We start from the raw sequence: 14,257 nt of genomic DNA on the forward strand, positions 1-14,257 counted from the left end.
CAAGCTACAATTACTTGCGGCAAAACAACAAAATATTCTGGTTTCCAAATCTTCGCGTTAGGGATAGTAGTGGAAAGTCAATAAAAAAACTGAAATTGCATCATTATTTAGTCAGTAGCATCTTCTAAAACTAGTAAAACAATCTCATTAACAAAAAATTCATGTCGTTAAAAATAATACACACCGCCGATTGGCATCTTGGACAAACCTTTTTGCAAAAATCAAGAATAGAGGAACACCAATATTTTATAGAGTGGTTGTTAAAAACCATACAAACGCAGGCTATTGATGCCATTATTATTGCAGGTGATGTTTTTGATGTTTCGAGTCCTTCGGTAGAAGCTATAAATAAATACCATTATTTTTTATTGGAGGCTTATAACTTAAATGTACAGGTCATCATTATTGGTGGGAATCATGATTCGGCGTCTCGATTAAATTCTTATAAAGATATTTTCAAAATTTTAAATGTAAGTATTGTCGGTGGAGATCTGAACAATGTGGGAGAATTAATCCCAGTTTACAAACGCGGAACAACAAATGCCGCAGCCGTTATTGCCGCAGTGCCTTACCTTCGTGATGGTGATATTCGTAAAATTATCGAGGGCGAAACCGTCAATGAAGCCCATGGTTTATTTACATCGGAAGTAAAAAAGCACTACGATAATTTGTTGAAACAGGCAAAAACGAATTATCCAGGTGTACCCGTTATTGGCACGGCGCATTTGTATGTAACCGGCTGTATTCTAAGTGAACCCGCCGAAAAAAGAATGCATTCTTTAGTGGGCACACTCGGACAAATCCCATCGAGTGTATTTTCAGCCGGATATGATTATATTGCCATGGGGCACATTCACAAACCTCAGATGGTCCAACATCCGGATAATGTGATTGCAAAATATGCCGGTTCCCCTATTCCACTCAGTTTTAACGAACGCAATGATCTTAAAGAAATAACTGTTTTGACGATTGCCGATAATAAAATAGCCCATGAATCTCTGTCCATACCTTTGCAAAGGAGTGTGATACGATTTGAAGGAAAGGCTGATGAAATTATTGAAAAAATAAAATTACATAAACCGTCACAAGTATTGCCAACTTGGGCAGAAATCATAATTACTGAAGCTGTCAATTTTATTGACTTTAATAACGAGATAAATGATTTATGTATTGATAGAAAAATAGAAATTTTGAACCGAACTACTAAGTATACCTCAATTAATAATCAATCAATAAGAGAAGAATATATTGCCGGTACCGATAATAATCCTTTGGATAATATCCCAAAAATCTTTACTATAAGATGCGAAAAGAAAGGAATGAATGAAGAAAGTATTGCCGGAATAATGCCGTTGTTTATGCAGATATTGAATGAAATTAATAACACACATTAGGTTTTCAAAAACATTTTTTGACCCAAGCGATAACCCACCGGCGAAGCATTACAGAATTCTGTCCGATTTCAATAAAAAAATAGCATCTTCTTATGAAATCGCTATGATTCCAAATCACAAACAGGAATGAAGAATGGCGATACCATATTCCTTTAAAAAGCAAATATTATCTTAGTATGAAAATTTTAAAAATAAACATCAACAACATACAGTCTTTGAAAGGGGTTCAACCCGAAATTAATTTTACCGATGGAATTTTAGCCCATGCGGGTTTGTACGCTATTACCGGTCAAACTGGTGCTGGAAAATCGACCATTTTGGATGCAATTACTTTGGCGTTATACGGTAAAATAAATCGATATGGTAATGACAAACCGAGTTCTGAAATAATCACCCGCAATCAAAAAGAAGCTTATGCAGAGGTTACATTCGAAGTAAATGACATCGTTTATTTGGCCAGATGGGCAGCTTCATTCAATAAAAATAACAAAATAAATGCGACGGATGACAGAAAATTGTCTAGAAAAGAGAATGGTGAATTTCGGTTAATTGCCGAAAAAGTATCAAACGTCAATCCAATGATAGAAGAAATTATTGGGCTAAAATACGAGCAATTTACCAAATCCATTTTATTGGCTCAAAATAATTTTTCAGCGTTTTTAAAAGCAAAACCGGATGAACGTGCCGAAATGTTGAGCAAAATAACGGGAACACAAATTTATGAAGAAATCTCGAAGAAGGTTTTTGAGCATACAAAAGCCTTTGAAACTGAAATTAATAACCTAAGAGCCACCATAAACGGAAATATTTTAAATGAAGAAGAATTAAATGCTATTGCCGTTTCATTTGAAGAAAAAGAAAATACGATTAAGGAAATAGAACCGAAATTAACACGAATTCTGGCGGAAATTGCTTGGTTGGCGGCTGTTGAAAACACGAAAACAGAAATCAATCAGCATAAAAATTCGCTTGAATTGGTGAAGCAACATTTTTTAGATAATATCGAATTATATCAAAAATTAGAGCATTACAGCAAAGCAACACTAATTGAAAAAGATTGGCTAGCTTTTCAAAACAGTGAAAAGGAGTGCACTAAAAATACCGTAAACACGCAAAGAACGACTGATGAAATTGAAAGTCTAAATAAAAATTTGGCTACCATTGCACCCGAATTAGAATCTGCAATCAAAAAACTAGAAGAAACTCAAAAAGAGCAATTACTTAAAAAACCATTAATTGAAAGTGCCAAAACAACTTTTGGAGCGATTGCAAATAATAATGAAACCCTAAAACAAAATGCTAAAGATTTAGTAACAGCAAAAAGCAATTTCGATTCAAACCTAGAAGATTTGAAGGCTCAAACAGCCAAAAAATCAATCTTAGATTCTGCAATTGAACAGAACCAAAAAACCATTGTACAACATGAAAAATATGGCTCATGGGAAACAGAGAAAGGAGCTGTGATTTTAAAACGGCAGGATATTGAAAAATCTCAAAAAGAAATTGAATCGTTTAATATTGAAAGTTTACAAAAACAGATTTCTGATTATGATACAAAAAATATTGGGATAGAAAAGTTATTGCAAAACACAAGACACGAAAACACTACATTAAAATCGGAAGTTGATTTATTAGAATTACAAAAAAAGGATTCAGATACCTTAGAAAATTTGTCGAAACTAAAAGACAATACAAAAACCGATTTAGAAAACTGGAAGAAATTATTAGAGTATTTTCCAAAATTAGAAAGTCAAAATGATCAATTAAGACTAAATTCTGCCGAATTAATTACCGCTAATTTATCCAGGGAAACTTTAGAAACAGCAATTTTTGACAAAAAAAAATCGCTGGGGATCTTACATGAAAATAAAAACTTAAAACAGTTATTGGCGAGTTTTGAGGAACACCGACACAATTTAAAAGAGGACGAAGATTGTCCGTTATGCGGTTCTAAAGAGCACCCTTATGCCATGAATTTACCTGAAATATTTTCTAAAAATGATATTGACGATGAAATCAAAGATCTAGATTACGAAATTAAATTAAAGGAAAATGAAAAGGAAGAAGCTGTAAAAAAAGTGGCAAGTTCCAGTCAACAAATCATAAACACGAATGCAACTATTGCTGAAATTCAGGAAGCTATTGCTAAATTAAAATACGTTTTACAAGTTGAAAAAGAGTTAAAAATGGAGGATATTGAAGCTGCAATTCTCAATTTGGAAGCTGAATTTGACTTTGTTCAAGCCCGGATTAATAAACTATCGGAATTGAATGCAGCTTATGACCGTGTTAATAAATTGTATTCCAATAAAACCAGCCATTTAAATGAAATTCATTTGTCCGATACTGCCTATCAAACTGCCAAAAAACAAATAGACGAAAAGGAAGTTAACATAGCCGAAAATTTCGCTTTTATAAAAAAGATATTCTATTCATTTGATGAGAATTTAGAAGAAAATGACATCGCAGCCGTTTCTGAAATCGGCAAGAAACTAGGGGACAATTTAAGAAAACTGAATGCCGGTAATGAAATTTTAAAAGCCAATCAGACTGAAATTGTAACCGTAAACAATGCCATAACGGCGTTTTTAACAAAAAATACCAGTTTAGAAGAGAGTGTTTCAAAGTATATAAAAGAAGATGAAGCGCTTAACACTAAAAAAGGTTTGCTAGAGAATGAATTTAGAAATCAAACGGACAATTTTGAATTGAAATCACCACAAGAGGAAGAATCCCGTTTGCAAATTAAAGGTAAAACGGAACAAGATTCGGTAACCAAATGGAAAGGTAAAAAGGAAATCACCTTGGCTTCTATCAAAAACAAACACGTTGATGTAGGGCAATTGGTTTCCGAAAAATCAGAACTAGATGATGTATTTCGTTTGGCTACAGCCCAATTGAATGATAAGCTGACTGAAAATGGTTTCGAAAACAGTGTCCAATTACAAGAAGCATTAAACTTAGAAAACAGTGCTTTGTTAATTGCACAAAAACAAACATTCGAGACTAAAAAACAACAAATTGAAGGAGCATTGAATGCTAATTTACTCAAACAAGAGGAACTCAATTCCAATCCTTTAACGGCTAAATTAGTAGAAGATTTAAATCTCCAAAAAGTGGCTTCAGAGCAAGAAAAAACAAAAATAAATCAAGAAATTGGACAATTAAAGGAACAAATTAATAATGACAATAAAATAAAAGAGGAAAATCAGCTGATAATTGATGTAATCAAAACAAAAAACAATGTATTCCAGAAATGGGATTTATTAAATAAAACGGTAGGTTCTTCCGATGGCAAGGCTTTTAAAAAATTCGCTCAAGATTTCACCCTTTCCTTATTGGTGCAACACGCCAATAAGCATTTAGAAACCATGTTCAACAGATATGAACTTTTTAAAGATGACACCTCAGATGAAATGGAATTGCAAATAAAAGACAATAATTTTTTTGGTGAAATTCGCAATATTAATTCGCTTTCTGGTGGTGAAACTTTTTTGGTAAGTTTATCGTTAGCGTTAGGATTATCCGACCTTGCGAGTAAGAATACTAAAATCCGTTCTTTATTTATCGACGAAGGTTTTGGTTCACTCGATCCCGAAAACTTGAATAATGCATTAGACACGCTCGAGTTGCTTCGCCAAAATGACGACCGCCAAATTGGGATCATCTCACATGTGGAAGAATTGAAAAAAAGAATTACCACTCAAATTCAAGTAAAAAAATATACGAGTGAGTTTAGTACTATTGAAATTGTGGATTAACAACGACGAATTAGCACCAGTATAAAGTACCATTTTGTCGCAAATATCTCGTGTTTTGCGACAAAATAAAACGATTTAAAATACTGCCAATTCGCATTCTTTTAATTAATCCTCTGCCTCTGCTGTTTTTGAAATCCACTGATTCTCGATTCCCCACTTTTTATTTGGTACAGCAGCAGTTTCAAGGATCAGAGTTCCTCCTTTGCTAATCTCCTCTTGTGTCAACCAATTTCTGTATATTGGCTGGCCGTTTAATTGGGCTGATTGAACATAAAAGTACTCTTTATTATAATTAGACACTTGTATGTGAAATGATTTTCCATTTTCCCAATTTAATTTTACGGACTCAAAGATTGGAGCTGTCAAATAATAAATGGGGCTACCAATATTTGCCGGAGACAGACCTATACTTCGCATTACAAACCAAGAGGACATCGTACTGGCATCATCATCCATAGTGCGGACATAAGCTTGGGGTTCGTTTTTATAGATCTTTTTTATATTCTTTGGTGATTTTTAGGATTTCAAACTATTTATTGAACAAAAAAAATGGTGTCTTAACATTTAAGACACCATCTTTACTTTTATATTGTAGGCAATATTATCTTTTTACTCTAACTACTCTTGTAAAATTAGGATAGTTATATTTCCCCAAAACAGATCTTTCCATTTCTAGTTTATAAACTCCCCATGGTAACTTTACTTCAGTTTTAATTAGTTCAATCTTAGCGGTAAGTGGAACATTATTAGAAACTTTTTCTGTTAGCAACTCATACATAACCCGACCGTCCATTTGTTTAGGAATTGTTAAATTATGTAGATGGAGAACAGTGGGAATTATATCTACATTTGATGTAGGCAAATTACCTTCAAACTTGTTCTTAAAACTAGGGCCATTAGCCAGTAATGCAATATGAATTTCATAAGGGCTAAATCCACCATGACCTGCAACACCTTTTGCGAAACTTGTACCTGCATATCCAGCATCATTTTTGTTATCATTCCAGTTCATGTCTACAAGAACATCTCCTGATCGGCCATGATCCCAATATATTGATTCGAAAGAAAGCGTCCCTTCTACAAAACCATTTACATCTCCTTCTTTTAAAGCTTTTGTATAAATACCGCCTATCCAGTTCTGTTCCTGTAAGGCTGCAACAATATTTTTTATGGTCTTTTCATCATGATCCTTTACATAAACTGCTCCTTCAGCAACCACTACTTCTGTTGATTCCTTGTCTTTTTTTAGTCCTTGCTGGATTAGGAAATCTGCAAGGCTTAGTTTTCCAATATGTGTCACAAAACCATGATCGGAAGAAATGATAACATTAAAGTTTTGATCAAGTCCTTTTAATTGAAGTGATTTTATAATCCTTCCAAACTGCTCATCTACATATTTGATAGACTCAATTGCTTCGGGCGATCCTATTCCGTTTTTATGAGCAGCCGAATCTGGGTCGCCATACCACAATGTACTAACTAAAGGACCATCTAACGTTAATCCATATTTTATAACGGCATCTGTTAACCATTTGTGTTTTCCAAGACCGCTTGGAACTGTTCCAATTTCACCTAGTATTTTAGATTTCATAGTCTCTGGTAAAATCATAGTGGTATTAATGATTGCGCCTCCACTGACCTTATGATTTTGCATTAAAGCTTGTCCTGTAGAACCTGAGCTAAAAACAAAAAGACTTTTACCATTTTGTTCTAAAACTTCTCCCAGCGAAACTGATGTTAATAAATGATTATCTGTAGCTTTAGCGATTTTATTTAATTCCTCTGCATCACCAGTGTTTAAACCTGATGTTTCTTTTATCTCAGGAAAATACACCGTATTTCCCATTAATCCATGACTGCCTGGATAGCATCCGGTAGATAGCGAAGATGCATTAACCCTAGTTACTGTGGGGAATACACTGTGGTGCTGTTTACCATAACTTCCTTTTTTACTGAATAAATATACATTCGGCATTAATTCAGGGGTGATATAATCCGGTCTTAAGCCATCAAAGAAGACAATTAATGTTCGAATATTGGTTTTATCAACCTTTGTTTGCGCTTTGCTAGCAGTACTACCAAAGAGCGCCAATGATAGAATTAAGAAACTTTTATTTACGATTTTCATAATAGAATGATTTAGTTTTAAATTTAATCCAACTGGAACGCCTAGGTCTTTGTGGCTCTTAGAAGTATTTCCCTGTTTCTGTTTTATTTTTATATTTAATAATGTAAAATAATTCTACTTTTTATTTAATTATTTAGCCCACCAAACTTTACTAACGGTATTATCTCCTCCCATTGCTGCTGAGGCTGCTGCAAGATTTTCAGGATTAAGCGATTGTAGATATGTTGGATAAGGCACCCGATTTGGAAATACTCTTTCTGCTGGTATACCCGTTCCTCTTGGCAAAATCGGATATCCCGTTCTTCTTTTTTCAAACCATGACTGATAGTCAACAAAAAACGAAGCGTAATATTTCTGTGTAATGATTCTCTCTAATTGCGCTTCTACTGATGCATTGGTATCATAAACTACGCCCGCTTGTGTAAGATAATTTGAAGGCATAGTTGCGCCCCATTGGATCATTGATGCAGTTATTGCTGAATCATAATGCTGCTTAGGCGATTTTCCGGTATTAAATCCTTTTAATGCTAATTCTGCTTTAATAGACTCTACCTCAGACCAAGTCATCATTATACCCAATTGGGGTAAAGTTTTCATAAGATCATTATAGCTTGTATTGGCTCCGACCTGGTATTCAGTAGTTATAGGATAACCACTTTCTATACCTTGGTATACATTTTGACCTCCAACCATTACTGTTCTAAACCATATAGTTCTTCTTGGATCGTTATCTGTATTCATTTTATTGATGAAGTATTTGGTAACATAGGTACCATCTCTCCACTCCAATTGTCGTGTATTAAAATACGGATTGTAATAAGGGTATATTCCTGTATATTTAAAAATAGCATCATCAGTATTACTAGTAAACACAGGGTATTTTACAGGGTCCGCTAATAGTGCCGTAATTTGTTCATTGATATTAATCTCGCCATTACGTTTCGATAATCGTAGCAATAATCTCATTTTTAATGAATTACAGAATTTTTTCCATTTTACAATTCCGGGATTTGCACCTCCTGAAAGGCTATTGGAATTGTATAAAAGATCACCACCATAAGTCAGCGCTTTAGAGGGATCAAGCAAAGCATTGGCTTGTTCTAAATCACTCAGGATTTTAATATATATATCCTTTTGTTTATCGAATGCAGGTTTAAGGTTGCCTTCAGTTGCTTTAACGGCTTCTGAATAAGGAACATCTCCATACAAATCTGTGATAATAGAATAAGCCCAACATTTATAGATCATCGAGATCGCTTTATAGTTATTCTCTCCTAATGCTTCGGATGTTCTATTAATATCCTCTATATCTGCCATATAACCATAGAAACTTGTCCATATTCCTGCACCAGGATTAATTACATATCGATGCACTCCCTCACCCGAAGGACTAGATCGTGGTGCATCAACTTGCATCAACTCATGGGTAAGATTTCGAGAAGCAGTGATACTAGAATTAACAATTCTATATTGCAACTGTCCCAACATAACTCCCGGTGTGATCTGTTTAGGTCGGTTTGGATCGGTATTTATATCCTCAAAATCTTTGGTACAAGAGGATAGTAGTACTACAAACAAAAAAAGAAAATTATATGTTTTATTCATTTTTATCATGATCTATTGATTTAAAATTTTAGAGTAAGATTAGTTCCTATAGTTCTCGTGGAGGGAAATTGAGCTAATTCAACTCCTGGTGTCAGTGTCCCATTATTTAGATTTCCTCCTTCAGGATCAAAACCAGGAAACTTAGTAAAATTAAACAGGTCTCTTCCGAAAAAAGCAAGACTTGCCGATTTCATTCCTATCTTTTTCAAGAGGGTTTTCGGTAAGTTAAATTCGATCCGAACCTCTCTAATCTTAATAAAAGAAGCGTCAAATATATTGGTCTCTCCATTACCGATGTTATAATAATTTTCATAATAGGAACTAGCAGCTACTCTTACAGTGTTTGGAATATAAGTTCCGTCCGATTGTAAAACGACTCCTTGTCCTACAATTCCGCCATCACGACCTGGAAGCGTTACTCGGGTTTTCCCTAAGGTATTATTCTTATGATTGGTTTGCGAATACATACTTCCTCCTTTTTGTCCGTCTAGAAGTACACTCAATCTTACTTTTCCAATGGTAAACTCATTCATGATTCCTGCTTTCCAGTCAGCAAATGCATTTCCTCTTATTTTCAACACTGGATCCAATGTTGCAGGCAAACCAGCCGAAGTATATATAATCTGCCCGTCAGGAGATCTCTGGAAACCTCTACTGTACATATCTCCCATTCTTCCTCCAACTCTAGCTTCTATGCTTACATTATTCTCGTGGTTATAAATAACTTGGTTTGTAATCCCTGGAGCCAATTCTTTTACATAACTTCTGTTTCTACTCCAAGTCAAGGTGGTATTCCATTTGAAATTGTTTTTGGCTATTATTTTTCCTGTTACAGCTAGCTCCATTCCTCTACTGTTTATTAAACCTGCATTTACGGTTGCATTAGAATAACCCGTAACTGGATCTAATGGAATTGCTAAAATCTGATTGCGACTATTATTATTGTAATAGGCCATATCAATTGATAATCGGTTTTTAAACATCCTAATATCAATTCCAGTTTCTATACTTGAAGTTATCTCTGGTTTTAAATTTGCATTAAATAAGATCGAAGTATTCGTAAAGCTATTGCCATAAATCCTGTCATAATACTTATCAGTTTGATACGGTCTTGTGTCATTACCAACCTGGGCCCAAGACAATCTAAATTTAGCAAAAGAGAAAATAGAGGGAAGATTTGTCATTTCGTGAATCAAGAAACTGGAACTGATAGAAGGGTAGAAAAAGGAATTGTTACCATATGGCAAAGTGCTTGACCAGTCATTCCGTCCCGTTACATCTAAAAATATTTTTTCCTGATAGGAGATTTGCCCTAAACCATAAAAACTGTTAATCGCTTTCTTTGTTTTTAAAGGATCTGCAACAGCTTGATCCAAGCTATTTGAAATTTGGTATATTCCGGGCTGCGATAACTGATCCGCATAAAGTCCTACAAAATCATAGTTTTGCCTCATTGAATTGGCACCTGCAATAATGCTATAATTGATATCCTTATTTAGCGCATTCTTATAGGTTAACAGTGCATCTGTATTTATTTCATAACTAAATACATTTTGTTCTCTATACATTCCACGAGCATATTTAGTCATACTAAAAGGACGTTGTTGTGATCTGAACTCATTTGACATATCTAGTCCAGAACGGACCATCAATTCAAGTTTATCATTAAACTGATAGGTAGCGGACAAGTTTCCAATTACCCCGTTTTTATTCATTTTGTTAAGCATTTCATACATACCTAGATAAGGATTATCAGGTCCCGTATTAAAAGGATTTTTTTGTTTTACACCTACTAGGCCAGGCTGCCAATAAGGTTTAAACCATTCCGGCTTAATGTTTGGAGCGGTACCAATCATTAGAAAATACATTATGGATTGATTGTTGTAACCTGCAGCTGGTAGATTATCACTTTTCTTATTCGTATAATTTACTTTACCATTTATTTTTAACTTATCAGAGATTTTTTGATTTATAGATAAGGAGGCATTTAATCTTTCGAAACCCGTATTAGGAAGAATCCAATCATTTTTTAGATGAGTAATCGATAATCGAGTAGAGCCGTTTTCATTCCCACCTTCTAATGCGATACTATTTGATTGTGTCGTTCCTGTTCTAAAAAATCCAGAAATATAATTTTTGTTGGCAACCCATGGTGAACGTTCAGTAGGTTTGCCATTTGCAGCATTAGGATTATATTGAAAATAAGATTGACCATCAAATCTTGGCCCCCAGGCTCTTCCTGCTCCTACATTTGTACTTGTATTTAGTCCGTCAGCACTATCTAAATAAGAATAGTATTTATCAGTTCGACCTTCTCCATATTCAAATTGATAATCCGGCCAACGATTCACTTGATCAAAACTAAAATTACTACTTATAGTTACTCCTATTCCTCCTCCTTTAGTTTTGCCAGACTTGGTAGTAATAATAATTGCGCCACCTGCAGCTCTTGTTCCATAAAGTGCCGTTGCACCTGGCCCCTTCAAAACTGTTATTTTCTCAATATCTTCAGGGTTAATATCTGATAATGTTGAACCAAAGTCAACTGGACTATCCTGAGAAAGGTGTGATGAAAATCCTGTACCGGTGATCTTACTACTTACAGGTACTCCGTCCAAAACAATCAAAGCTTGATTGTTATCAAGGTTAAGTGAGGATTCTCCACGAAGAGTTATTCTGGAAGAACCCATTGGACCAGCACCAGATCCCTGGATATTTAGACCAGCAACTTTTCCGGAAAGAGAATTTACCCAGTTATTTGATTTGGCATCTTTTACAGCATTTTCACCAAGAGATTGTGCTGAATATCCTAGCGACTTTTCTTCTCGTTTTATCCCTAATGCTGTTACAACCACCTCTTTTAGAGCCGTTTCATCTTGTCCTAGTATTACTTTAATTTCAGTCTTATTTTCTATATTGATTTCTTTCGTTTCAAATCCTACATAACTTATAGACAAGACTTTTGTATTTGCTGGAACACTAATCGTGAATTTTCCGTCAAAATCCGTTGTTGCAGTGATCGTGGTTCCTGCTACAAAAACAGAAGCTCCGGGTATTGGCAAATTAGATTCGTCTAAAACCACTCCTGTAATTTTTCGGTTTTCCTGATTCTTTTTTGCCGTGCTTTTTGGAGTAATCCCAACCAATTCTTTGACTAAAACTCCATTTTTTGTGACTTTAAAATCAATATTTGCCTTGGTTTTCAAAACCGCTAAGACTTGATTTAAATCTTGGTTATTTATCGTAATTGAAATTTTCTTTTGAAGAAAATTTTGGTCTGACATATAAATAAACTTATTATTTATTTGCTGTTCTATAAGAGTAAAGGTTTGCTTTATGGAAACGTCTTTTAGATTTAAATTGATTTGTTCTTTTTTAACTGCAATATTTTCAATAGCATTTGTATTTGAAGTCTTTGAATAAGATATCCCATTACCAAATAGAAGCAATAAGGATACCGTTAGAATAATTTTTTGTTTCATTTTATCTGTGATTATTTATTGTTTTTTACAAACCAAAACTGATTTTAGAATAGTTGGTTTTCTATTAATTATTAGATGGAGTTCAGCAACCCTCTTTTTTTATAGGATTCTAAAGCCTTACTAATATACTTTAGTGCAATAGCGATATGATTTTCAACCGTTTTAGGGGTGACGTTTTGAATTTCCGCAATTTCTTTGTATTTTAATCCATCGATTCTACTGAGTTCAAATGCCTGACGTGATTTTTTAGGAATAATATCTAATATTTCACGTATCAAATTAGTTTTCATTTCTTTTTGTTCATTTTCAATAATCTCCTGCTCCCTACTGGGCGAAAATATAGAGTTTATAGTTTTTGTTTCTTCGATTTGTTGGTGAAATGGCTCTGATTTTCGTATTTTTTTTAAACTATTTTTCACAATTACATAGATGTAAGATTTAGGGTTTTTAATTGTATCAAGAATATTTCTATTGGTCCACAACTGAATAAAAATATCAGCCACTTTTTCTTCAACAAGGCACGAGTTCGATTCATAACTCATTCCAAAACGACATAAAGGCGTGTAATACCTTTTAAAGAAAAGTTCCATCGCCTCGTATTGACCGTTCTGAATTTGCTTAAATAAATAATCGTCTGAAAAGCAATCACTACTAGCCATTTTTGTTGCATTAATTTTCATGGTACTTGGATATCTCGATGTTGTTTTGAATAGTTTTTGTGATGCTTACCTCTGAAATAAACTCCAGAGACGTTATAAATTCATCAATTGTCAGGTTTTTAAAAGCTCCTTTTATATGCTGATTTGCAATGTCAGCATCCTTAATGATAAAATTTACTCCATAGAATTGATTGATTTTTGGGAGTGCATCTTCAAATTTTTCATCATCCAATATAAGTATATTGTCTTTCCAAGCAGCAACCTTATTCACATCAAAATTCCTTTTGATCACTAACTTGGTTTTAGAATTCCATACTAATTCTTCATTTGGCAATAGGTTAATTTCATCCTTACTTTCTTTAAGCAATACGTTTACTTTTCCTTTTGCCAAAGAAACAGTTTGATCAATGGTATTGCTACTGACATTAAATTCTGTTCCTAAAACTTTCACATCAAAACCATTTGTATGTACAACAAAAGGAGAATTAGTATTCTTCGTAACTTTAAAGAAAGCTTCCCCTTGCAACCAGATGGCTCTTTGTGTACTGAAATCACTGGAATATTTAACTTCACTGCCTGAATTTAAAATAACGGTGCTGCTATCCGGTAACTTAAAAGTTAGCCGCTGCCCTTTAAGGGCAATTTTATGATTGGTATACCCGGAAGGAGTCATTCCTATAAAATAAAAACCCAGACAAAAAACCATAAGAAAAGCCATAGAAAAAACAGCCTTCTTTTTGATAGAAATTTTTACGGATTTTATCTTTTCTGGTTTATTATATTTTGTGATGATTTCCTCAAAAGAAATAGTTCGTATTGGTACTTCACTATTGGGATAATTCATCCAAATGGTTTGAAAATTTTCAAAAACAGCAAGGAGTTCATCATCTAAAGACAGTTCAATTTCAAACACAGATCGCTCTGCTATAGACATTTCGTTGGTAAGATACCGCACACATTTTTTTTCTTTCTGACTAACATTCAACATAAAAAATTCTCTTTACTAATAGGAGTCAAAATAAGAGAAATACCCCTAGTTTTCAATACCATCAAATCGACACGATATCGTTAATGAATTGTTAATCGTCCGGTTTAAATCAGCTTCGAATAGCTGAGCTTGAGAGAACACGCAAAGTCACAGTACTAAAAGAGATATCAAAAAAAAAGCAATAAGCTTCATTTATAAAAAAAGATCCATGATTAATACTTTCCAAAAAAACAACGAAAA

General features: G+C 34.0%; 8 protein-coding genes. 2 read left to right on the top strand and 6 right to left on the bottom strand.

Going from position 1 to position 14,257, the window contains the following annotated elements:
- Positions 1-161 precede the first annotated feature (161 nt).
- Both sbcD and EKM03_RS13130 read left to right on the top strand, forming a co-directional pair.
- Complete coding sequence (gene sbcD, locus EKM03_RS13125) at positions 162-1,394, top strand: exonuclease subunit SbcD (protein WP_126554293.1); 1,233 nt, start codon at positions 162-164, stop codon at positions 1,392-1,394.
- Positions 1,395-1,570: 176 nt separating this feature from the next.
- The gene (locus EKM03_RS13130) at positions 1,571-5,155 is read left to right on the top strand and encodes an AAA family ATPase (RefSeq protein ID WP_126740563.1); all 3,585 of its coding nucleotides are present in this window, start codon (positions 1,571-1,573) and stop codon (positions 5,153-5,155) included.
- A 105-nt stretch (positions 5,156-5,260) separates the two neighbouring features.
- Here EKM03_RS13130 and EKM03_RS13135 read toward each other — a convergent pair whose 3' ends face one another.
- From EKM03_RS13135 to EKM03_RS13160, 6 genes are all read right to left on the bottom strand, one after another.
- Positions 5,261-5,611: a glycoside hydrolase domain-containing protein gene (locus EKM03_RS13135; protein WP_233584094.1), complete on the bottom strand. Its 351-nt coding sequence runs from the start codon at positions 5,609-5,611 to the stop codon at positions 5,261-5,263.
- Positions 5,612-5,756: 145 nt separating this feature from the next.
- Positions 5,757-7,283, bottom strand: a complete 1,527-nt coding sequence (locus EKM03_RS13140) for an alkaline phosphatase family protein (RefSeq protein ID WP_126554289.1) — start codon at positions 7,281-7,283, stop codon at positions 5,757-5,759.
- Positions 7,284-7,412: 129 nt separating this feature from the next.
- Positions 7,413-8,888, bottom strand: a complete 1,476-nt coding sequence (locus tag EKM03_RS13145) for a SusD/RagB family nutrient-binding outer membrane lipoprotein (RefSeq protein ID WP_126554287.1) — start codon at positions 8,886-8,888, stop codon at positions 7,413-7,415.
- A gap of 20 nt (positions 8,889-8,908) precedes the next feature.
- Positions 8,909-12,370 carry a SusC/RagA family TonB-linked outer membrane protein gene (locus EKM03_RS13150; protein ID WP_199741565.1) on the bottom strand — a complete coding sequence of 1,154 codons (3,462 nt, stop codon included), beginning with the start codon at positions 12,368-12,370 and terminating at the stop codon, positions 8,909-8,911.
- Positions 12,371-12,441: 71 nt separating this feature from the next.
- Positions 12,442-13,029, bottom strand: a complete 588-nt coding sequence (locus EKM03_RS13155) for a sigma-70 family RNA polymerase sigma factor (RefSeq protein ID WP_233584095.1) — start codon at positions 13,027-13,029, stop codon at positions 12,442-12,444.
- Between the two features lie 10 nt (positions 13,030-13,039).
- Positions 13,040-14,017: a FecR family protein gene (locus tag EKM03_RS13160; RefSeq protein WP_233584096.1), complete on the bottom strand. Its 978-nt coding sequence runs from the start codon at positions 14,015-14,017 to the stop codon at positions 13,040-13,042.
- Positions 14,018-14,257: the final 240 nt, after the last annotated feature.

The sequence above is a fragment of the Flavobacterium sp. GSP6 genome (assembly GCF_003984855.1).
Classification (GTDB): domain Bacteria; phylum Bacteroidota; class Bacteroidia; order Flavobacteriales; family Flavobacteriaceae; genus Flavobacterium.

Excerpts from the sequence above, each read along its gene's own strand:
- sbcD (WP_126554293.1), top strand. The coding sequence starts at position 162 with ATGTCGTTAAAAATAATACACACCGCCGATTGGCATCTTGGACAAACC.
- EKM03_RS13130 (WP_126740563.1), top strand. The coding sequence starts at position 1,571 with ATGAAAATTTTAAAAATAAACATCAACAACATACAGTCTTTGAAAGGG.
- EKM03_RS13135 (WP_233584094.1), bottom strand. The coding sequence starts at position 5,611 with ATGGATGATGATGCCAGTACGATGTCCTCTTGGTTTGTAATGCGAAGT.
- EKM03_RS13140 (WP_126554289.1), bottom strand. The coding sequence starts at position 7,283 with ATGAAAATCGTAAATAAAAGTTTCTTAATTCTATCATTGGCGCTCTTT.
- EKM03_RS13145 (WP_126554287.1), bottom strand. The coding sequence starts at position 8,888 with ATGAATAAAACATATAATTTTCTTTTTTTGTTTGTAGTACTACTATCC.
- EKM03_RS13150 (WP_199741565.1), bottom strand. The coding sequence starts at position 12,370 with ATGAAACAAAAAATTATTCTAACGGTATCCTTATTGCTTCTATTTGGT.
- EKM03_RS13155 (WP_233584095.1), bottom strand. The coding sequence starts at position 13,029 with ATGGCTAGTAGTGATTGCTTTTCAGACGATTATTTATTTAAGCAAATT.
- EKM03_RS13160 (WP_233584096.1), bottom strand. The coding sequence starts at position 14,017 with ATGTTGAATGTTAGTCAGAAAGAAAAAAAATGTGTGCGGTATCTTACC.